Source organism: Allobosea sp. (assembly GCF_035999205.1).
Lineage (GTDB): Bacteria > Pseudomonadota > Alphaproteobacteria > Rhizobiales > Beijerinckiaceae > Allobosea.
In genome coordinates this window covers 45,612-66,275 of sequence record NZ_DASYHA010000015.1, presented here as the reverse complement: position 1 = coordinate 66,275, position 20,664 = coordinate 45,612, and the positions used below count along the sequence as shown (strand labels likewise).

Sequence of the window (20,664 nt, the reverse complement as noted above, 5' to 3'; positions counted from 1 at the left end):
GCCGCCGGGGCACCCCGCTCATCGTGCCGCATCGAACCACCGCCCGGCCATGCGCCCGTGCGACCGGGCAGGCGCGCGCCCGTTCCGACCGATCCCGTTCCAACCAGTCCGGAGACGCTTCCATGTACCAAAGCTCCTATGCGGCCGTCGCCGAGGACGATTTCGCCCTGGCGCGCGCCAATGAATGGCGTGCGCTCGACCACGCCGTCGGCCTGCTCGAGGAGGCCCGCCCGACCGGCTCCGCATCGCCGGAGACGATCGAGGCCGTGACCTTCCTTCGCCGGCTCTGGACCCTGTTGATCGAGGACCTCGGCAGCGCCGAGAATGCGCTGCCGGAAGCGCTGCGGGCCTCGCTGATCTCGATCGGCATGTTCGCGCTGAGGCAGGGCGAGGCGCTTCGCCTGGGCCAGTCCGACGACTTCGAATCGGTCATCGACGTCAACAAGATGATCCGCGACAGCCTGGCCTGATACGCAAAGGACAACCACGACGATGAACCTTTCCCTTCGCGCCAACGAGAAGATCTACATCAACGGGGCGATCTTGCGATTCGACCGCAAGGTCAGCCTCGAACTGATGAACGATGCGACCTTCCTGCTCGAGACCCATGTCCTTCAGCCCGACCAGACGACGACGCCGCTGCGGCAGCTCTACTTCGTCGTCCAGACCATGCTGATCGAACCGAGGAATGCCGGCACGGCACGGCTGCTCTTCGACCGCATGCTGCTGACGACGGCCTGCATTTTCGAGGACGAAGCCATTCTCCTCGGTCTCCAGCACATCGACAAGCTGATCGCCGAGGAACGCTATTTCGAGGCGCTCAAGCAGCTGCGCGCGCTCTACCCGGCCGAGGCCGCGATCCTCGCAAGCTCCGGGCAGGCTCGGGAGCCTATGTTCGAGAAGACGAGCCCGAACCTGCCGATCGTACCGATGCGGCTCGAAGCTCACGTCGCTTAAGGCCTGGCGCCGAACGCCGTTACCGGTGGCAGGCGCCTGGCCCCCAACATTGCAGAGGCGATCATGGACGTGACCAGCATCCCGAGCACGACGAGCACCAGCAGCAGCAGCTCGTCCGGCACCAGCAGCACCAACGGCGCCATGGGCGACTACAACACCTTCCTGCAGCTGCTGATCGCACAGGCCAAGAACCAGGATCCGACCAATCCGACGGACCCGGCCCAGTATGTTCAGCAATTCGCCGCCCTCTCCCAGGTCGAGCAGTCCGCGAAGGCCAATGCCAAGCTGGACCAGATCATCGCCGGCATCGCCGCGCTGAAGCCCACGACGACCGAAGCCTGAGCACCCGGCCATGAACGAGGCCGATGCTCTCGACATGATGCGCGACGCCGTCTGGGCGATCGTGCTGGGCGCCGGACCGGCGGTGGCCGCCGCCATGGCGATCGGCATCGCGATCGCCCTGATGCAGGCCCTCACTCAGATCCAGGAAGCGACGCTGACCTTCGTGCCGAAGATCCTCGTCATCCTGATCGTGATGGCGACCACCGGCACCTTCACCGGCGCGCAGATCTTCGCCTTCACCGAACGCGTCTACGCGCGGATCGAGCGCGGCTTCTAGAGCACGCGCACCGCCCTCGCCGCATTTTCCGACGATAGGACACAAGCTCAGCATGGCGACGCAGAACGTCATCACCGGCAAGGTTGCAGCCAACGCCGGCGGCCCGCCGGCGAGCCGCCGCGACATCGGCTTCGCGATCGGCATCGTCGCCATCCTGTCGATCCTGTTCCTGCCGATCCCGGCCTTTCTGATCGACCTCGGCCTGGCGCTCTCGATCGCGCTGTCGGTGCTGATCCTGATGGTCGCCCTCTGGATCAACAAGCCGCTCGAATTCTCGTCGTTCCCGACAGTCCTGCTCGTCGTCACGATGCTGCGGCTCTCGCTCAACATCGCCACGACCCGCGTCATCCTCTCGCATGGCAACGAGGGCTCGCATGCGGCTGGCTACATCATCGACGGCTTCGCCCGGCTGGTGATCGCGGGCGACTTCGTCATCGGCCTGATCGTCTTCATCATTCTCGTCACGGTGAACTTCATCGTGATCACCAAGGGCGCGACCCGCATCGCCGAGGTCGGCGCCCGCTTCACGCTCGATGCCATCCCCGGCAAGCAGATGGCGATCGACGCCGACCTCTCGGCCGGCCTGATCGACGCCTCCGAAGCCCAGCGCCGCCGTCACGAGCTGGAGGAGGAGAGCTCCTTCTTTGGCGCCATGGACGGCGCCTCGAAATTCGTGCGTGGCGATGCCATCGCCGGCTTGATCATCACCGCCGTCAACATCCTCGGCGGTATCATTATCGGCGTGACCCGCCACGGCCTGTCGCTCGGCCAGTCCGCCGACGTCTTCGTCAAGCTCGCCGTCGGCGACGGCCTCGTCACCCAGATCCCGGCCCTGATCGTCTCGCTCGCCGCCGGCCTGCTCGTCTCGAAGGGCGGCACCCGCGGCACGGCGGAGCAGGCGATCCTCGGCCAGCTCGGGAACTATCCGCGCGCGCTCTTCGTCGCCGCCGGCCTGATGTTCCTGCTGGCGCTGATGCCCGGCCTGCCGCTCCTGCCCTTCGCCATGCTCGGCGGCATGATGGCCTTCGTCGGCTACACGATCCCCAAGCGCAACGCCGAGCGCGCCGCCGCCGCTGAGGAGATGCGGGCGATGGAGGCCGAGGAGGCCGCCCGCGAAACCCAGGACACGATCAAGGAATCGCTCCGGACCGCCGAGATCGAGCTCGGCCTCGGCAAGCAGCTCGCCGCCGAGATGCTCAACTCCCACAGCGAACTGGCGCATCGCGTCAGCAAGATGCGCAAGAAGTTCGCGCAGCAATACGGTTTCGTCGTTCCCGAGATCAAGCTGACCGACAGCCTGCGGCTGCCGCCCAAGAATTACGAGTTCCGCATCCACGGCACCGTCGCCGCCACCGGCGAGATGCGTCCGGGCAGCATGCTCGTCGTCGTCGGCGACGGCCGCATGCCGGATCTTCCGGGCGAGGAGGTCCGCGAGCCGGCCTTCGGGGTCAAGGCGATGTGGGTCTCCGAAAGCTATGCCAACGAGGTCAAGCGCGAGGGCATGCAGCCGGTCGACCGTCTCTCGGTCCTGCTGACCCATCTCAGCGAGACCATCCGCAAGAATCTCGGCCAGCTCCTGTCCTACAAGGACATGCGCGCGCTGCTCGACCGGCTGGGGCCCGAATACAAGAAGCTGCTCGACGAGATCTGCCCGGCGCATATGTCGCTGTCGAGCCTACAGGCCGTGCTGCGCCTGCTGCTCGCCGAGCGGGTCTCGATCCGCAACCTGCACCTGATCCTCGAGGTCATCGCCGAGATCGCCCCGCATGTCCGCCGTGCCGAGCAGATCGCCGAACACGTCCGCATGCGCATGGCCCAGCAGATCTGCGGCGACCTGACCGAGGGCGGCGTGCTCAACATGCTGAGACTCGGCAATCGCTGGGACCTCGCCTTCCATGAGAGCCTGAAACGCGACTCCAAGGGCGAGGTCATCGAGTTCGACATCGACCCGCGCCTGATCGAGGAGTTCGCGGCGGAAGCGACGACGGCAGTGCGCGCCCGCATGGACCAGGGCCAGAGCTTCGTGCTCGTCACCAGCCCCGATGCGCGTCCTTACGTCCGCATGATCGTCGAGCGCATCTTCCCGGCGCTGCCGGTGCTCTCGCATGTCGAGATCGCGCGCGGGCTCGAGGTCAATCTTCTGGGCACCATCTCCTGATGCCGGTGACGCCCGATACGCTGCTGCACGCCTTCCTGATCTTCTGCCGCATCGGCGCCTGCCTGATGCTGATGCCGGGCTTCTCGAGCCCGCGCGTACCGGTCCGGTTCAGGCTCTTCATCGCGGTCGGCGTCACCCTGGCGCTGGCGCCCTTCGTCCTGCCGGCCTTCGCGCCTTTTGCTGAGCCAGGCCCCGCCACCCTTTTGCGGGTCATCGTTTCGGAGACGATGACCGGCGCCCTGATCGGGCTGATGGCGCGCTTCTTCTTCCTCGCCTTGCAGACGATCGCGACCGCCATGGCGGCGACAGCGGGGCTCGGCCAGCTGCCGGGCCTGCCGATCGACGAGGCCGAGGCCTCGGGCCCCTTCGTCACGCTGATCACCATGACGGCGGTCACGCTGATGTTCGTGACCAATCAACACGCCGAGGTCATCCGCGCCCTCGCCGGATCCTACACGCGCATCGCGCCGGGTACGGCGCTCGATGCCCAGGCCGGGCTGATCCAGATCGCCGACCGGGCCTCGGAGACCTTCACCCTGGCGCTGCGCATCGGCAGCCCCTTCATGATCTACGGCGTGGTGGTCAATCTCGCGATCGGCATCATGAACAAGCTCACGCCCCAGATCCCGGTCTATTTCATCTCGCTGCCCTACGTCATCGCCGGCGGGCTGTTCCTGCTCTACTTCACCGGCCCGGAGACGCTGCGGTTGTTCATCACCGCCTTCTCGTCCTGGCTCGCCCGAGGCTGACCCGCCATGCCGGGCAACCACCTGAAATCGATCGAGCGGATGCTGGCGATCCAGTCGCGTATCCGCAAGCTCGCCGAATGGCGCCAGAAGGCGATCGAGATCAAGGCCAACGCCGCCCGCGAGGAATCCCGCGCACTTGTCGTCTCGCTCAATGGCGACGGGCCGACAGGCGGGTTGTTCTCCGACATGACCGCCAGGCGCCTGCACCGCGTCGCCGTCTCGATCGGCGAGCTCGACGCCGCAGCGGCCGAACAGGCCAGGCATGTGCTGACCGAAACCGGGCGCGAGAAGCGTACCGCCCGGCTGGTCGACCATGTCCGCAAGATCAAGCTGCGCGCCGACCAGGATGGCGCGCTCGTCGAGATCATGGACGCGCTCGAAGGCAAGCGCGCGGCCGGGCGCGAGACATCGGCCCTCTGAGCGCAAGCCTGGAATAAGCCTGATCGGGCAAGCTGATACTAGATCGTTCGACGACCCGTCTCATCCCTCGAACATGGCAGGTGACAATGGCGATTTCCCCTCCGTCGGACATTGTTCTCGACGTGGCGCGCGCCGCCGACCCGAACCGTCAGCAGGTCGCGTTCGAGCGGCTCCAGCGCATGGGCTCGGGCGTCGCCGGAACCCAGTTCGCGGCTGCCGTGGACGAGGCCGCGCCGACCTCGGCCGCCCCCGGCCTCGCCGGTGCTCGCGAGAAATTTGCAAGCCTTGCGCCGGCTAAATTGAGTAATGCCCCCGATGCGGCGCAAACCAAGAGCGCCAAGACGGCACAGCAGTTCGAGGCTCAGGTGATCTCGACCTTCATCGAGCAGATGATGCCGGAAGCCTCGGCGAACAACTTCGGCAGCGGTACCGCCGGCGGCGTCTGGCGCTCGATGCTGTCTGAGCAGATCGCCAACCAGATCGCCAAGGCTGGCGGCCTCGGTATCCGCGAGAAGGTCGAGGCCGCGATCGCCGGGCGCAACAACACTGGCGCGACCGCCACCTCCGGCAGCGCCGTCGCCGCCGCTCACAAGCTGCTCGACGGCAAGATCGCCGGTGCCAATGCCCGCGATCTCGGCATCCCGCTCGCGGCCGAACAGCGCTTTCTCAACCTGACGCGGCCCACCACCACGGGCGGAGTGACGCGTTCCAACTTCCGACAGGCCTGATCGATCATGAGTGACCACAACGACCTTCCGAGTCCCAGCGAGGCGCCGCCATCGGGCCTGCCGGCCCTGGTGCCCCCGCTCGTCACCATGGTGGAAGAACACCCTGTTGAGCCGGACGTCCCATCGGGCGCTTCGCGCGCGATGTGGTCCGTTCTCGACCGCCTTGAACAGGCGCTGGATCACGAGACCGCCGAACTGATGGCGCTGCGCAGCGCCGATTTCAACCGTCTCAACGAGATCAAGAGCCGCCTGCTCCTTGACGCCAGCCGAGCCATGCGCGCCATGCGCGACGAGGTCGCGGACGGCAGACTGATCGCGCGTCTTTCGACGCTGCGCCTCAAGCTGGAGCACAACCGCCTCGCTATCGGCATGCATCTCGATGCGGTGCGCGAGATCGCCTCGGCCATGACGAGCACGCTGATCGATGCGGAATCGGACGGCACCTATTCGGCGAACTCCCGCATCGCCGGCGCCCGGAACGCCAAGGCCCAGGCCTCATGACGACCGCACGGCTCCTCGTCCTCGGCGTGTGGGTCTGTGGCGTCACCCTGCTCTCGGGGCATCTCGCCCTGACCTGGCGCGCCGAGACCCCGCCGGCCCCGGAGGCCGCGTTCTTCGAGGGCCTCGAATATGAGGAGACGCCCCTTCTTCATGTGCCGATCATCGCCAATGGCGAGGTCCAGGGCTATGTCGCCGCCCAGTTCGTCTTCACGGCCGATGCGCGCACCCTGCGCCAGATGACGGTGAAACCTCATCCCTATGTGCGCGACGAGGCGCTGCGGGCGATCTATTCGAACGCGAATGTCGATTTCTCGCGCCTCGAGCGCGCCGACATCGACGCGGTGCTGAAATCCGTCAAGGCCGGCGTCAACGGTCGTCTTGGCGGCGATCTGGTCAAGGACGTGCTGGTCAAGGAATTCAACTACGTCCGCAAGGACCAGCTCCGCGGTTGACGCTCCGGTTCGGCGAAGAACTCTCGCTCGCCTCCCCACCTTGACCAAGTCACTCGGAAACACGCCGTCATCCTGGACCAGCTGCGAAAGCGGCGCAGCTCCGGGATCCATCGCAGGCCACGCGCCCTACGATGGATCCCGGCGCTCCGTTGCGCTTCGGCGAGGATGACGGCGCGTTTCGATGCGCCAGCAACTGACGGGAGCGAGCGGACTCAACCCTGCAGCGTGCTCGCCAGGTCCTTGAAGGCATCCTGGCTCAACGGCGCGCTCATGTCCTGGTGCAGCGCCTCGTAGATCTTCGGCACCAGCACGATCGCCTTGTCGAGTTCGGCATCGGCGCCCGCCTGATAGCCGCCCATCAGGCGCAGATCGCGCGTGTCCTCGAAGCGTGCGACGAGCGATTTCATCCGCGAGGCCAGACCGCGCTGCTCCGGTGTCCAGACATGATGCGCCAGGCGCGAGACCGAACCGAGCACGTTGACCGCCGGATAGCGGCCCTGATCGGCGATGGCGCGATCGAGCACGAGGTGGCCGTCGAGCGTGCCGCGGATCGAATCCGCGACCGGGTCGTTGTGGTCGTCGCCATCGATCAGCACCGAGAAGATCCCGGTGATCGTGCCCGTGCCGTCGACACCGGGCCCGGCACGCTCGAGCAGCTTCGGCAAGGTGCTGAAGACGCTCGGCGTGTAGCCGCGCGCCACGGCCGGCTCGCCCGCCGCCAGGGCAACGTCGCGGGCGGCATGGGCGAGGCGGGTGACGGAGTCGATGATGAGCAGGACGTCCTCGCCCTGGTCGCGGAAATACTCGGCCACCGCCATTGCGGTGTTCGGCGCGAGCCTGCGCATCATCGCGCTCTCATCGCTCGTCGAGACGACGGCGACGGAATGGGCCCGCATCGGACCGAGCGTGTCGTCGAGGAATTCGCGCACCTCGCGGCCGCGCTCGCCGACCAGGCCTATGACGATCGTCGTGAAGCCGGGCGCCCGCGCCAGCATCGAGAGCAGGCTCGACTTGCCGACACCGGAGCCGGCGAAGACGCCGATGCGCTGTCCGGCGCAAAGCGGGGTGAACAGGTCGATCACCTTGACGCCGGTGCGGATCGGCCGCGTCACCCGCGCCCGCTTCATCGCCTCCGGCGGCGCTCCCTCGGCCGGCATCGCCACCTCGCCGGGGAACAGCGGCCCAGCCTCGTCGATCGGCTCGCCGAAGGCGTTGATGACGCGCCCCTTCCAGCTCTGGGTCGGACGCAGGCTCAGTGGCCCGGCGACGCTGGCGCGCGCCCCCAGGCCGACGCCGACCGTGGTCGCGAAGGGCTTCACCAGCACGCCGTCGCGGTCGATCCGGATCGCCTCGCCGAGCTCCTCCCGGCCATTCGTCGAAAGCGCGATGCGTTCGCCCAGCCGGATGAATCGCGAGAGGCCGCGCACGCGCAGCGCCGCCGGCGTGACCTCGGAGACGCTGCCGCTGACCTGAACGAGATCATGAGGCAAGGGGCCGCCGGCAAGCGAGTGTTCGAGACGTGTCAGCGCGTTCATCGCGATCCAGTCAGATCATGGTGGGTGGCGGCCCGCGGACGATGGCGGAACGGCCGGATGGCGGGAGCGGACGGCGGCTTAGCTCTCGCCAAGCGAGCGGATCGCGCCATCGACGGCCTTCTCGCCCTTGTCGATCGCATTGGCGGCACTTTCGAAGGCGCGGGTCACCGCGATCAGCTTGGTCATCTCGCGGATCGGGTTGACGTTCGAGCCCTCGACAAAGCCCTGGCGCACGCCATTGACGATGAAATCGAGGATCGGCGTCGCGGGCCGGTCCGGAATGACTCCGGAATTGTCATGGCGCTGCAGCTTGGCGGCCGGATCGATCGCGAACAGGCCGATCGCGCCGACCTGCTGGTTGCCCTGCCAGATCATGCCGTCCTTCGCGATCGTTGGCGGGCCGCCCTCGGGGTCGAGCTGCATCGGCGCACCACCCGCATCGAGCACCGGGTGGTCCGACAGGGTCCGCAATTCGCCCTGCGCCGTCATCTTCATGCGGCCGTCGCGCGTGTAGACGGTCCCGGCCGGGGTGCTGATCGCCAGCCAGCCATCGCCCTCGACGGCGACGTCGAGCGGGTTGCCGGTCTTGTCGAGCCCACCCTGGACCCGGCTGACGAAGGTCTCGCCGGCCGATGCGAAGTTGACGGCGTCCGCGCCCTTCTTCGAGAGGAAGGTGCTGAACTTGACCTCCTCGGCCCGGAAACCCGCCGTATTCATGTTGGCGACGTTGCGGGCCAGAGTCTCCATCCGCTTCTCGAGCACGAGCTGCGACGACAGGCCGACATAGATGGATGGCTGCATGGTCAAAGGCCCCCGAGGCGCAGATTCTGAATGCTGAAGAGGACGTCCATGCTCACCCCTGCCGCCGTCGGCGGGCCGACGAGGATCGAGACGGCAGACGCCGCGACGGAGCTGCCGTTCTGGGCGTCGGCCAGGGCAGTGAAGCGCGAAATGAACGCCTGCAGCTTCACCGGGTCCTTGAAGTCGGCGAAGTCGATCCGCTTCTTGTAGATTTCGGCCTGCTGATCGAGATCGATCGCGCCGACCTCCTTGGGCAGGCCGAGCGCCGTCTGCACGACCTTGAGCAAGGCGGGATCGGCCATGATCTGGAAGGGATCGGTGATGTCCGGCGCCTTACGCTGGAAATACAGCGCGAGCCGGACGCTTTCGTTGCTGGCTCCAGCGTCGAGCTCCATTTGCTGGCGCGTGAATTTCTCGACTGTAACCTTCGTCTGATCAGCCCTGACGACGCTGTTATGCCGATCGACGGTCTGCTGCATCATCGCCCTGTCGGCGGTTGTCTTCAGGCCCTTGCCGGCGAAATCGAAGGCCTCCAGGAACGCACGAAAGCGAGTGTCGATCGCCGGGTCGTCGAAGCGCAGCGGCGTCTTCGATCCGACATGCAGAGCCTCGGTGAGGGCCGCCTTTTCCTTCGGCGTATCGACGATCGACTCCAGCCCGAACGCCTCGATGGCATAGTCGAACATCCGCGAGGCGCTTTCGGAGGTGAAGGCGGTGACCGTCTTCACCTTGGCGATGTTGGCCTGGAAATAGCTCGTCTCGGTCTGCTCGGCAGCAAAGTCGAACGCGGCCGCGAATTCGCGATAACGCTTGTCCGAAAGCTTGTTGGCGAAGCTGTTGGGATCGCTGACGCCACCCTCCAGGACCTTGCGCATGAAGGCCTTGGCATAGGCCATCTCGCCCAGGCCGAACGCATCCACCGCATAGCGGTAGAGCCGATCGTCCTTCATGAAGTCGTCGAGCGTCTTCACCTTGGCGATGTTCTTCTCGAAATAGGCGGTGTTCGCCGCGACGGCGGGCTGCGCCGCCGTGCGCGCCAGCGATTGCGTGATGTTGCGCGTGACCGCCTGATAACTCATCAATGTCGTGGTCATCGCTGCCCCCGCTGCAACAAGATCGATCCCAATCTTCTTTGGCCATGCTCCCGCGCAAGGCTTGCGCGGACCTGACGCGGTGCCGGATCTGACCTTTCAGCTTCGCGCAAGCCAGCTCGTCTAGCTCTCAACTTGCAGTTTCCGAGCATCTGCGGTTTGCGAGAAGGAGCGGCGCGTTGAGCGTACTGATCGGATTGTTGATTGCGGTGGGTTCGCTCATCGGCGGCTTCGCCGCCATGGGTGGCCATGTCGCCGTGCTCTGGCAGCCCTGGGAACTCGTCATCATCCTCGGGACGGCGGTCGGGACCTACATCATCGCCAATCCGGTGAAGATGGTCGCCGACACCGGCACCGCCGTGATGGAGGCGCTGCGCAACGCCACGCCCAGCCAGGCCCACTACTTCGAGGTCCTTGGCGTGCTCTATGCCCTGATGCGCGAACTCCGCAACAAGGGCCGCGCCGAGATCGAGCAGCACATCGAAACGCCTTATGAATCGACGCTGTTCGGCAATTATCCCAGCGTTCTCGCCAACCGCGAGCTGACGACCTTCATCTGCGACTATTTCCGGCTGATCATCGTCGGAAAGGCGCAGTCCCACGAGGTCGAGGCCCTGCTCGACGAGGAGATCGGCGGGCACCTCCAGGACCGCCTGAAGCCCTACTACGCGCTCGGCACCGTCTCCGAGGCGCTGCCGGCGCTCGGCATCGTCGCCGCCGTGCTCGGCGTCATCAAGGCGATGGGCGCGATCGACCAGTCGCCGGCCCTGCTCGGCGGCTTCATCGGCGCGGCCCTAGTCGGCACCTTTGCCGGCATCTTCTTCTCATACGCGGTGATCGGGCCGATCTCGCTGAAGATCAAGGCGACCCGGGAGAAGCAGGCGCGCGTCTACATCGTCGTGAAGCAGACCCTCCTCGCCTTCATCAATGGCGCTGCCCCGCAGGTCGCCCTCGAATATGGCCGCAAGGTCATCTCGGCCTCCGAGCGGCCCTCCATCGACGAGGTCGAAGACAAGACGATCAGCGGCGCGGGCCAGCGCACGCCCGCCAATGACCGCGCCCAGAAGGAAGCCGCCTGATGAGCACCGCCGCACAAGCGATCCGCGAGGACAAGCTCCTCGAATCGACGGGCATCTCCATCGACCGCCTGCCAATGCTGCGCACGATCTTCGACCGGCTCGCAACCGGTTGCGCCGACGCGCTGCGCCAGATGTCGACCTCGCCGACCTACATCTCCGTCGCCAACGTCCAAAGCCAGCGCATCGGCGACGCCCTGAACGCCCATGCCCACAACACCATCGCAGGCATCTTCCACTCGCCGGAATGGGATGCGCGCATCCTGATCGGCTTCGACCGGGACTTCATCTTCACGCTGATCGAAGTGCTGTTCGGCGCCGATGGCAGCGAGCGGCCTTACAAGTACGAGCCCGACTTTCCCGACGACGAGCGGCCCTACACCCCTATCGAGATCCAGGTGGCGCAGGCGCTGTTCGAGCTCGCCGCGAAGAACCTGCAGGCGGCCTTCAGCCCGGTCTGCGACGTCAGCTTCATCTTCGAGCAGGTCGAGACGCGGATGTACTTCGCCGCCATCGGCAGCCGCAGCAACCTCGCGGTGAAGTCGCAGCTCTTGGTCCAGGGCCTCGACAATTGCGGCCAGATGTTCCTGATCATCCCGCAGACCGCCCTGAACCCGATCCGCCAGAACCTCTCCCGCGTCGTCTCGGGCCACACCACGGTCCGCGACCAGCGCTGGACGAAGCAGATCCAGACCGAGGTCCATAAGACCGAGGTCAAGCTGAAGGCAATTCTCGAGGAGCGACCGATGACGCTCGGCGAGATCAGCGAGCTCAAGGTCGGCCAGGTCATCGAGCTGCAATCCTCGCCTCGCTCCCCGATCCAGCTGCAATGCAACGACGAGACCGTCTTCTGGTGCCAGCTCGGCCAGCGCGACGGATCCTACGTCCTGCGCATCCAGGACAGCGCCAACCAGGAACAGGAGTTTTTCGATGATCTTCTATCTCGGTGAAGCCGTCCTTTTCGCCGCCTTGCTGCTCACCAGCCTGCAGGTGCTGCGGATGCGCAGCGAGCTGAAGCGTATGCGCGCCTACCACGCCGAGTTCCAGCAGGTCTTCGGCAAGACCGAGGCCGCGCTGGGCGCGATCCAGGCGACAGTCCGCGACCTCCAGGCCAGCGGTCGCGACGTCGTCGAGGAGCTGGGCGTGCGCATCGACGCCGGACGCCGCCTCGTCAGCGACATCAAGCTCGTCTGCGCGAATGCAGAAGCGCCGGGCACCCGCACCGGCCGCAAGGCCAGCGCGGCCTGAAGCAGTCCTTTCGCGCCATCATTCTCTCCAGGAGCCCGCCATGAAGAAGCCGAGCAAGCCCGTGAAGCTCTCCGACCTCGCCCTCGCCGAGGCGCCCGCCGACGCCACGCTGATCGAAACCGAAGCCACGGCGTCCGAGCTCGACGAAGGTGGCGAAACGCCGGCCGTCGCCAACGACCCGCTCAACCTCGACGCCGTGCTGCGCATTCCCGTGACGATCCAGGTCGTCCTCGGCAGCGCCACGATGCAGGTCGCCAATCTGATGAAGCTGCGCCGCGGCGCTGTCGTGCCGCTCGACCACCGCGTCGGCGAGCCGGTCGATGTCGTCGTCAACGGTCGCATCGTCGCGCGGGGTGAAGTCGTGATCGTCGAGGACGACAACAGCCGCTTCGGCGTGTCGCTGACCGAGATCGTCGGCGTCCAGGCCAAGTTCGAAGAGTGAGGCCGTGCAGTCGATGACGGTGACCGCGAAAGACAACCGAGGCAGTGCTGCCGCAACGTCCGTCGTGACGGGGCGCCCGCAGCAGCTCGGCGGCGCCGGCAAGGCGGCCGTGCTGGTGCTGGCGATGGGCAAGCCGCTCGCCGGGCGCATCCTGAAGCATCTCGACACGGCCGAGATCCGCGCGCTGATGCGCCGCGCCACCGAGCTCGGACCGGTCGGCGCGGCCGACATCACCGATCTCGTCGACGAGTTCAGCGACCAGTTCTCGCGCGGCATGAACCTGATCGGCTCGCCCGCCGAGGTCCAGAAGCTGCTCACCGGCGTCTTGCCGCCCGAGGAGATCACCGAGATCATCGGCGAGACGGCCGACGCGGCCAACCGCTCGATCTGGGACCGCATCTCGCAGATGCCGGAAAGCGCGCTCGCGAATTATCTCGCCAAGGAGCATCCGCAGACCGCCGCCTTTGTGCTCTCCAAGCTGAAGCCGTCCTGCGCCTCCCGGGTGATGACACAGTGGCCCGCCGACAAGCGCCACGAGCTCATGCGCCGCATGCTCAACCTCAAGCCCGTGGCCGAGCAGCCCGCCGCGATCGTCGAGAAGGCACTTTATGAGGGCTTCACCCTCAACCTGTCCCGCAACAAGGGCGCCGACACCCATGCCCGCATGGCCGACATCCTCAACAAGATGGACAGCCACGACATGGAGGAGGCCCTCGGCAGCCTGCAGCGCGTCCGGCCGGAATCGGCGGAGATGCTGAAGGGGCTGCTCTTCACCTTCGAGGACATCGTCAAGCTGTCGGCCCGGGCCCGGATGGCGATTTTCGACCAGGTTCCGACCGACCGGCTCGTGCTCGCCCTCAAGGGCACGGAGGCCGTGTTCCGGGACCAGATCCTCTCCTCGCTCGCCGCCCGCGCGCGGCGCATCGTGCAGCAGGATCTCGAGAACGGCGAGCCGGCGCTCCAGCGCGAGGTCGTCGATGCCCGTCGCGCCATCACCGATGTCGCACTCGAAATGGCGAGCCGCGGCGAGATCGAGCTCAATCCAGAGCGGGAAGAGGGCGCCTACTTCCAGTGAGCAGCCTCATCTCCGCGAGCAGGTGACGAGACGTGTCCGAGCAGGACCAGGAAAGCAAAACCGAAGAAGCGACCGAAAAGAAGGTTCGCGACGCGGTCGAGCGCGGCAACACGCCCTCCTCCAAGGAGGCGCCGATCTTCGCCAGCATCGCGGCGACGCTGATTGGGAGCGTCTTCCTGGTCCGCGCCGGCGCCGGCGAGATGACGCGCTTCCTGTCGGAGTTCCTGGCCGATCCCGCAGGCTTCGACATCTCGACACGGATCAATACGACGTCGCTGCTCTCGCATATCGCGATGCAGGCGGGCCTGTTCCTGTGGCCGCTGTTTGCGCTCTTCCTCGTCTTCGGCCTGAGCGCGGCTTTCCTGCAGCACCCGCCCCAGCTCTCGCTCGAGCGCATTCAGCCGCAATGGTCACGACTGTCTCCCGCGAAGGGCTTCACGCGCATCTTCGGAAAGCAGGGGCTTGTCGAGTTCGGCAAATCCCTGGCCAAGTTCGCCGCCATCACGGTCACCGTCTGGCTCATCCTCAAATCGGACAAGAACACTGTGGTGACGGCCATGCTGCGCGACCCCGGCGCAATACCCGAGCTGATCCTGACGATCGCGATCCGCCTGCTCTCCGCGACCTGCGTGGCGACGATCGTCATCGTCGCGATCGACCTGGTCTGGACGCAGAAGTTCTGGCGCCGCTCGCTGCGCATGACCAAGCAGGAGATCAAGGAAGAGCACAAGCAGGCCGAAGGCGACCCGATCCAGAAGGCGCGTCGCTTGTCGCTGGCCCGCGACCGGGCCCGCAACCGGATGATGGCCGCCGTGCCGCGCGCGACCGTGGTCATCGCCAACCCGACACACTACGCCGTCGCACTGCGCTATGTGCAGGAGGAGGGCGGCGCGCCGCTCGTGCTCGCCAAGGGCACCGATCTGATCGCGCTCAAGATCCGCGAGATCGCCGAGGCCAACGACATCCCCGTGGTCGAGGACCGGATGCTCGCCCGCTCGCTCCACGCCGCGGTCCAGCTCGATCAGATGATCCCGCCCGAATTCTACAAGGTCGTCGCCGAGCTGCTGTGCATGGTCTACGCCAAGAAGGTGGCGTGAGCCGCCAAGTCGTCGAGGCTGATCAACGGCAGCCCCCCATTCTGAGAAGCGGCGACGCCCTTCTCGAACGATGCGCCGGATCGCTCCGGCACCCGCTGGATCATCCGAGAATGCGGACGAGTTGACGCGACAAGGCTCCAGGCCGGGACCACCGGCCGCTCGACCTCGATGTCATTCTCGTGAGCCCGCACAGGGGCGAGAACGAGAATATGTGGGACCCGCATCCGCGCATGATGTCGGCTCGCCCGCCAAAACCCCTCGCAAAGCGAATGGCCATCCCCGGCCAGCAAGCCCGTCCCGCCGATCACCGCCCGCTCGCCGCCTTGCATGCAACGCCCGCTTCCTCGGCCGCCTTGGTTGCGCTCCATTCGGATGGTCCAGCGGGCTCGCCCCCAGGTCACTTTCTGGCCTGAACAGCGACGCACGGGCGCAGACTGGTCGCCATCGGCCACACCTCTTCCGTCCACGACACGGATTCAGCATTCGCAAGGCCGGTCAGCTTCGCGCAAGCTTCGTCCGCTACACCTCATCACATGGAAGGTTGACCGCTCCGATGGGTGCGCCCCACACGGTCAAAGGCATGAAGCCGCCCTGCCATCCCGGTTAAAATCCGGAATGTTCCCAACAATCCCTTCTGATTGAGGAACATCATCATGACCAGCCTGCTCACCAACACCTCCGCAATGACTGCGCTGCAGACGCTGACGCAGACCAACAAGAACCTTGCCCAGTCGCAGAACCGCATCGCCACCGGCCAGCGTGTCTCGACCGCCTCCGACAACGCGGCGTATTGGTCGATCGCCACCACGATGCGTTCGGACAACAAGGCTCTCGGCGCGGTTCAGGACGCTCTCGGCCTCGGCGCCGCGACCATCGACACGATGTATACCGGCCTGAACGGCACGGTCGAAGTCGTCTCGGAGATCAAGGCCAAGCTGACCGCCGCCCGTACGCCCGGCGTCGATCGCGACAAGATCCAGAGCGAAATCAAGGAGCTCCAGAGCCAGCTCAAGAACACCGGCGACTCGGCCGTGTTCAACGGTGAAAACTGGATCTCGGTCGACTCCAACTCGGCGAGCTACAACTCCACGAAGTCGGTCGTCTCGTCCTTCTCGCGCGCCGGCGGCGTCGTCCAGATCGACACGGTCACGGTCGACCTCGAGGCGATCAAGCTCTACGACAAGAAGGCCGACGCGACGCCTGCGACCAACGTGGTCACCGGCGCCAGCACCGGCACCTTTGTGGCGGCCGCCGGCAACATCACGGTCCAGGTCGGCACCGGCGCCACGCTGAACGTCGCGACGACGGTCGACTCGACGGTCGACAGCATCGCCAAGGACATCATGAAGCTCGGCATCGAGGGTCTGACCGTGGTCTCTTCGGGCGGCCAGCTCCAGTTCGCCAACCGCGCCACCGAGAACGGCGCGCCGGCCGGTGTCACGATCACGCTGAACAGCGGTCTGACCGCTCCGGCGGCGCTCGCCACGGCTCCGGCGACCGAGACCGGCAAGGGCATCCTGGACAAGTCCTACGACGCCTTCAACGGAACCTCCTGGGAGACCTTCAGCGTCGCCGATCTCGACATCAGCGCCCTGACGGACAACGCCGCGGACCTCTCCAAGCTCGAGACCTACATCTCGGCCGTGGACGATGCCCTGGGCACGATCACCGATGCCGCCACCAACCTCGGCGCCATCAAGAACCGCATCGGCCTGCAGCAGGACTTCGTGAAGGCCCTGAAGGACTCGCTCGATCGCGGTGTCGGTCAGCTCGTCGACGCCGACATGAACGCCGAATCGACCCGCCTCCAGGCTCTGCAGACGCAGCAGCAGCTCGGCATCCAGGCGCTGTCGATCGCCAACTCGGGCAGCCAGAGCATCCTGTCGCTCTTCCGCGGCTGACGCGAACGGCACACGGTTACGCCAGACAGGGCCACGCTCCTCACGGAGCGTGGCCTTTTCGCATTCGCTCCCTTGATGCGCCAAGGCTCGGCCGGCACTGGCCCAACCCGCAATGCTCGCGCAAGGCTGGGCAAGCACACTCCCCGTCATAACGTCCCATGCTCAAAGGAACGCAGATGCCGGGCCGCCAATATGCTGAAGAGATCTGGCTCAATCTCCAGCAACTCGGTCACAAGCGCCTGGCTGCGCTGGTCGCGATCGGGCTCTTCGTCTTCGCCGCGATCGGCGTCAGCGCCTATTATCTCAGCCGCCCCGAGATGTCGGTGCTCTATACCGGCCTCCAGCGCGAGGACGTGAACCGCATCGGAGCCGCCCTGCAGGAAGCCGGCGTCGTCTTCGACGTCAACGCCGACGGCTCGCAGATCCTGGTCAAGCCGTCCCAGGCCGCGCAGGCGCGCATGCTGCTAGCGGAGAAGGGCCTGCCACGCAGCGCCAGCGGCGGCTACGAGCTCTTCGACAAGCTCGGCTCGCTCGGCCTGACCTCGTTCATGCAGGAGATCACCCGCGTCCGCGCCATGGAAGGCGAGCTTGCCCGCACAATCCAGCTCATGCGCGGCGTCAAGGCGGCGAGCGTCCATCTCGTGCTGGCCGACAAGGGCTCCTTCCGGCGCGACCAGCAGCCCGCCTCGGCCAGCGTCGTGGTCCGCACCGAGACCTCGGGCGCCGGGAATGTCGCGCAGGCGATCCGCCACCTCGTCGCTTCCGCCGTGCCTGGCCTCTCGGCCGAGAAGGTCACTGTCCTCAACACCGACGGCACCCTGCTCGCCACCGGTGGCGAACCCGGCCAGATGGCGTCCTCGAAGCTGGCGGGCCTGCAGCAGACCGTCAACCGCGAGATCCAGGACAATGTTCGCAAGGCGCTGACGCCCTATCTCGGCCTCGAGAATTTTGAGATCAGCGTTGCCACCGACCTGAACACCGACCGCAAGGAAACCAGCGAGACCGTCTTCAACCCGGATTCGAAAGTCGAGCGTTCGGTGCGCGTGGTGCGCGAGAACGACAGCTCGCAGAACGCCGCGACCCAGGAGCCGACCACGGTCGAGCAGAACGTGCCCGAGCGCGCCGTGCGTGCCGATGGCGGCCAGCGCTCGAGCGAGGAGAAGCAGCGCCGCGAAGAGCTGACCAATTACGAAATCTCGTCGAAGAAGACGCAGACGATCAGCGACGGCTATTCGGTCGCCAAGATGTCGATCGCCGTTCTGATCAACCGGCCGCGCCTGGTCGAATCGCTCGGCCCCTCTCCGACGCAGGAGGCCATCGACGCCCGCCTGGAGGACGTCCGACAGGTCGTCGCCTCGGCCGCCGGCGTCAACGGCCAGCGCGGCGACAACGTCAAGGTTCTCGCCGTCGACTTCCTGCAGGGCAGCCGCACGCTCGAGCCGGCCGCACCGATCGGCATCGGCGAGACGCTGCTGCGCCAGTCGGGCACGTTGATCAATGCGGTGACGATCCTCGCCCTCGCCGCTCTGATCATCTGGTTCGGCCTGCGACCCTCTATCAACGCGATCCTCAAGCGTCCTGCCCCGGCCGCCGTGACCGCCACCGTCGACGAGGCCAGCGTCGCCGCCGTCGACCCGCAGCTCCAGATCGCCGGCACCGAGATCGGCCTCAACCTGATCGGCGACCTGACCAGTGCCTCGCAGCGCTCGCCGCTGCGCAAGCTGGAACAGCTCATCGACTTCGACGAGGTCCAGGCCGCCGCGATCCTGAAGCAGTGGATCCATGAGGGAGAGCACGCGTGAAGCATCGTCCGGCCGGAGACTTCATCCCGAGCTTCGACTTCGATGAGGTCGAGCTCGGCAACCTCGCCGAGGCGGTGACGGGCGAGGCAGGCGCCGAGGAGATCGAGCTGCCGTCGTTCCTGCCGAAGACGCCGCGCGAGCCGCCCCCGGATCTCGACGCGATCTTCGAGCGCGGCCGCCAGGCGGGTCTCGCCGAGGCGCGCGCCGAGGCCGAGGCGGAGCTGGCCCGCCGGAACCAGGAGGCTGCCGACGCCCTCGAGCTGGCCCGCCAGTCCTGGGCCGACGACGTCGCGACACGGCTTTCCGGCCAGATCCCGGAGGCGCTCGAGGCGCTCGGCGAAAGGCTCTCCGAGGTGACCGGGCGGTTGCTGCGTCCCTTCCTGGACGGCGAGCTCCACGACGCCGCCTGCCGCGCGCTGATCGACCAGATCCGGCCGCTGCTGGCCGGCGAGGATGGGGTGCTGATCCGCGTCAGCGGCCCGGCCCGGCTGCTCGACACGCTGCGCCACGTCTTCCCGGCCGGCTGCGCGGTCGAGTTCACCGAGAACGACGCCACCGATGTCAGCATCGTGGCCGGCGAAACCACCATCCAAACCCGCATCGAGGCCTGGGTCGCCAGGCTCGAAGGCAGGGGCCCCGACCGGCGCCGCCGGCGCGCCGCCTGATCCGGCAGCCTCCCGCAACCTGGATACGAGCGATCATGGACAACGACCGTCAGGATTTCATCATCGTCCGGCGCAGCGCGGGCCGACAGGCCGACCAGATCAAGACCGGCGTCTGGAAGATCGCGCATGCCGACTTCATGACGGCGATGATGGCGCTGTTCCTCGTGCTCTGGCTGGTCAACTCGACCAACCGCGAAACACGCACCACGGTCGCCCAGTATTTCAACCCGATCAAGCTCTCGGACACGACCTCCGATCGCAAGGGCGTCCGCAATCCTCAGGACGCCGAGCCCGGCGAGGTCGACAGCACGAGCCGCCATGACGGCAACGAGGTCGGCGCGGCCAAGACCGGATCCGACCGGCAGCCGAGTGCCTCGCTGAAGGACGCCCACCAGGGCAAGGCGGCCTTCGAGGATCCCTATGCGGTCCTGGCCGAGGTCGCCGCCGCCAAGCCCGAACCGGGCTCCGACCGGGCCTCGACCCTGACCCTGGGCGCCACCGGCAAGCCCGGCATGAATGGCGGCGAGGCGCTGCGCGATCCCTTCGATCCGAACTTCTGGCGCCAGACACCGCAGACCGACAAGCCGAGCAAGCAGGAGGCCTTTGCGGGCGATGCCGCGCCAGCCGCGACGAAGGCGACGGCCCCGGTGGCGCAGCCGGCTGCCCCGGCTGCGAGTGCCCCGCCCGTCGCCGCGAAGGCCGAGCCCGTCGCTGCAGAGCCCGCCGAACAGGCGCAGCAGGCCAAGGATGGCGCGTCGGCCCAGCCCGCCACGGTACCCGCACCGCCATCTGCCGCCACCGTGCCGATGTCGCCACGGTCCGCCGTCGCAGAGACTCCGACACCCAAGGCCCGGGCCGAAGACGCCGTCGCCTCGGCCATCGCCGCCGCCATCGCCAGCGGCAACGGCCCCGGCCAGCGCACCGACCAGCCGAAGGTCGATGTCCGCCAGACCGATGAGGGCGTTCTGATCAGCCTCACCGACAACGCCAATTTCGGCATGTTCGGCATCGGCTCGGCCGAGCCGCATCCGCAGACCGTCGAAGCGATGAAGCGCGTCGCAACCGTGCTGAACCAGCGCGAGGGAGCGATCGTCATCCGCGGTCACACCGATGCGCGGCCCTTCCGCGACGGACGCAGCGACAACTGGCGGCTTTCGACGGCCCGCGCCCATACCGCCCAGGACCTGCTCATCCAGGGCGGCATCACCGAAGCCCGCATCGAGCATGTCGAGGGCCATTCCAGCCGCAGGCCGCGCGCCACCGATCCGAACGCCGCCGAGAACCGCCGCATCGAAATCCTGATTCGGGAGAAGCGGGCATGACGGCAGGACCAGGGATGACACGCCG

24 protein-coding genes are annotated in these 20,664 nt (G+C 66.7%); 20 read left to right on the top strand and 4 right to left on the bottom strand.

Annotation, left to right across the window (positions count from 1 at the left end):
- The first annotated feature begins 122 nt into the window (after nt 1-122).
- The 10 genes from flaF (at nt 123) to VGN82_RS04625 (ending at nt 6,584) form a co-directional block, all read left to right on the top strand.
- A complete protein-coding gene (gene flaF / locus VGN82_RS04670; protein ID WP_327525828.1) occupies nt 123-470 on the top strand; it encodes a flagellar biosynthesis regulator FlaF in 348 nt (115 codons plus the stop codon).
- 22 nt (nt 471-492) lie between these two features.
- Nucleotides 493-957: a flagellar biosynthesis repressor FlbT gene (flbT, locus tag VGN82_RS04665; protein WP_327525827.1), complete on the top strand. Its 465-nt coding sequence runs from the start codon at nt 493-495 to the stop codon at nt 955-957.
- Nucleotides 958-1,020: 63 nt separating this feature from the next.
- Nucleotides 1,021-1,299, top strand: a complete 279-nt coding sequence (locus VGN82_RS04660; RefSeq protein WP_327525826.1) for a flagellar hook capping FlgD N-terminal domain-containing protein — start codon at nt 1,021-1,023, stop codon at nt 1,297-1,299.
- A 10-nt stretch (nt 1,300-1,309) separates the two neighbouring features.
- The gene (fliQ, locus tag VGN82_RS04655) at nt 1,310-1,576 is read left to right on the top strand and encodes a flagellar biosynthesis protein FliQ (protein ID WP_327525825.1); all 267 of its coding nucleotides are present in this window, start codon (nt 1,310-1,312) and stop codon (nt 1,574-1,576) included.
- Nucleotides 1,577-1,628: 52 nt separating this feature from the next.
- Nucleotides 1,629-3,734 (top strand): flagellar biosynthesis protein FlhA, encoded by a 2,106-nt coding sequence (gene flhA / locus VGN82_RS04650; RefSeq protein WP_327525824.1) that lies wholly within the window; start codon nt 1,629-1,631, stop codon nt 3,732-3,734.
- Nucleotides 3,734-4,483, top strand: coding sequence for a flagellar biosynthesis protein FliR (gene fliR, locus VGN82_RS04645; RefSeq protein WP_327525823.1), 750 nt, complete (start codon nt 3,734-3,736; stop codon nt 4,481-4,483). The genes flhA and fliR overlap by 1 nt, the downstream gene beginning before the upstream one ends.
- A 6-nt stretch (nt 4,484-4,489) precedes the next feature.
- Nucleotides 4,490-4,903 carry a hypothetical protein gene (locus VGN82_RS04640; protein WP_327525822.1) on the top strand — a complete coding sequence of 138 codons (414 nt, stop codon included), beginning with the start codon at nt 4,490-4,492 and terminating at the stop codon, nt 4,901-4,903.
- A gap of 86 nt (nt 4,904-4,989) precedes the next feature.
- The gene (locus VGN82_RS04635; RefSeq protein ID WP_327525821.1) at nt 4,990-5,631 is read left to right on the top strand and encodes a rod-binding protein; all 642 of its coding nucleotides are present in this window, start codon (nt 4,990-4,992) and stop codon (nt 5,629-5,631) included.
- Nucleotides 5,632-5,637: 6 nt separating this feature from the next.
- Nucleotides 5,638-6,132, top strand: a complete 495-nt coding sequence (locus VGN82_RS04630) for a hypothetical protein (protein WP_327525820.1) — start codon at nt 5,638-5,640, stop codon at nt 6,130-6,132.
- The gene (locus tag VGN82_RS04625) at nt 6,129-6,584 is read left to right on the top strand and encodes a hypothetical protein (RefSeq protein WP_327525819.1); all 456 of its coding nucleotides are present in this window, start codon (nt 6,129-6,131) and stop codon (nt 6,582-6,584) included. The genes VGN82_RS04630 and VGN82_RS04625 overlap by 4 nt, the downstream gene beginning before the upstream one ends.
- 212 nt (nt 6,585-6,796) lie before the next feature.
- Here the strand turns inward: VGN82_RS04625 and fliI are convergent, their stop codons facing one another.
- The 3 genes from fliI to VGN82_RS04610 form a co-directional block, all read right to left on the bottom strand.
- A complete protein-coding gene (fliI, locus tag VGN82_RS04620; RefSeq protein WP_327525818.1) occupies nt 6,797-8,119 on the bottom strand; it encodes a flagellar protein export ATPase FliI in 1,323 nt (440 codons plus the stop codon).
- A 78-nt stretch (nt 8,120-8,197) separates the two neighbouring features.
- A complete protein-coding gene (gene flgF / locus VGN82_RS04615) occupies nt 8,198-8,920 on the bottom strand; it encodes a flagellar basal-body rod protein FlgF (protein WP_327525817.1) in 723 nt (240 codons plus the stop codon).
- A gap of 2 nt (nt 8,921-8,922) precedes the next feature.
- Nucleotides 8,923-10,014, bottom strand: coding sequence for a DUF1217 domain-containing protein (locus VGN82_RS04610; RefSeq protein WP_327525816.1), 1,092 nt, complete (start codon nt 10,012-10,014; stop codon nt 8,923-8,925).
- A 176-nt stretch (nt 10,015-10,190) separates the two neighbouring features.
- Between VGN82_RS04610 and motA the strand changes: the two genes are divergently transcribed.
- The 6 genes from motA to flhB are packed head-to-tail and all read left to right on the top strand — an operon-like array spanning nt 10,191 to nt 14,949.
- Nucleotides 10,191-11,090, top strand: coding sequence for a flagellar motor stator protein MotA (motA, locus tag VGN82_RS04605; RefSeq protein WP_327525815.1), 900 nt, complete (start codon nt 10,191-10,193; stop codon nt 11,088-11,090).
- Nucleotides 11,090-12,037 carry a flagellar motor switch protein FliM gene (locus tag VGN82_RS04600; protein ID WP_327525814.1) on the top strand — a complete coding sequence of 316 codons (948 nt, stop codon included), beginning with the start codon at nt 11,090-11,092 and terminating at the stop codon, nt 12,035-12,037. The genes motA and VGN82_RS04600 overlap by 1 nt, the downstream gene beginning before the upstream one ends.
- Complete coding sequence (locus VGN82_RS04595) at nt 12,018-12,335, top strand: hypothetical protein (RefSeq protein WP_327525813.1); 318 nt, start codon at nt 12,018-12,020, stop codon at nt 12,333-12,335. Before VGN82_RS04600 ends, VGN82_RS04595 begins: the two co-directional genes overlap by 20 nt.
- Before the next feature lie 40 nt (nt 12,336-12,375).
- On the top strand, nt 12,376-12,777 hold the full coding sequence (fliN, locus tag VGN82_RS04590) for a flagellar motor switch protein FliN (RefSeq protein WP_327525812.1): 402 nt from the start codon (nt 12,376-12,378) through the stop codon (nt 12,775-12,777).
- A gap of 13 nt (nt 12,778-12,790) precedes the next feature.
- Complete coding sequence (locus VGN82_RS04585) at nt 12,791-13,852, top strand: flagellar motor switch protein FliG (protein ID WP_327525986.1); 1,062 nt, start codon at nt 12,791-12,793, stop codon at nt 13,850-13,852.
- A gap of 32 nt (nt 13,853-13,884) precedes the next feature.
- A complete protein-coding gene (gene flhB, locus VGN82_RS04580) occupies nt 13,885-14,949 on the top strand; it encodes a flagellar biosynthesis protein FlhB (protein ID WP_327525811.1) in 1,065 nt (354 codons plus the stop codon).
- Here the strand turns inward: flhB and VGN82_RS04575 are convergent.
- Nucleotides 14,928-15,278 carry a hypothetical protein gene (locus VGN82_RS04575; protein WP_327525810.1) on the bottom strand — a complete coding sequence of 117 codons (351 nt, stop codon included), beginning with the start codon at nt 15,276-15,278 and terminating at the stop codon, nt 14,928-14,930. The genes flhB and VGN82_RS04575 overlap by 22 nt on opposite strands.
- A gap of 324 nt (nt 15,279-15,602) precedes the next feature.
- On the opposite strand from VGN82_RS04575, the gene VGN82_RS04570 reads away from it, so the two are divergent.
- The 4 genes from VGN82_RS04570 to VGN82_RS04555 all read left to right on the top strand — a co-directional run bounded on the left by VGN82_RS04570 (nt 15,603) and on the right by VGN82_RS04555 (nt 20,639).
- Nucleotides 15,603-16,850: a flagellin N-terminal helical domain-containing protein gene (locus VGN82_RS04570; RefSeq protein WP_327525809.1), complete on the top strand. Its 1,248-nt coding sequence runs from the start codon at nt 15,603-15,605 to the stop codon at nt 16,848-16,850.
- 176 nt (nt 16,851-17,026) lie between these two features.
- Nucleotides 17,027-18,652 (top strand): flagellar basal-body MS-ring/collar protein FliF, encoded by a 1,626-nt coding sequence (gene fliF, locus VGN82_RS04565; RefSeq protein ID WP_327525808.1) that lies wholly within the window; start codon nt 17,027-17,029, stop codon nt 18,650-18,652.
- Nucleotides 18,649-19,317, top strand: coding sequence for a hypothetical protein (locus tag VGN82_RS04560; protein ID WP_327525807.1), 669 nt, complete (start codon nt 18,649-18,651; stop codon nt 19,315-19,317). Before fliF ends, VGN82_RS04560 begins: the two co-directional genes overlap by 4 nt.
- A gap of 35 nt (nt 19,318-19,352) precedes the next feature.
- Nucleotides 19,353-20,639, top strand: a complete 1,287-nt coding sequence (locus VGN82_RS04555) for a MotB family protein (protein ID WP_327525806.1) — start codon at nt 19,353-19,355, stop codon at nt 20,637-20,639.
- The last annotated feature ends 25 nt before the right edge of the window (nt 20,640-20,664 follow it).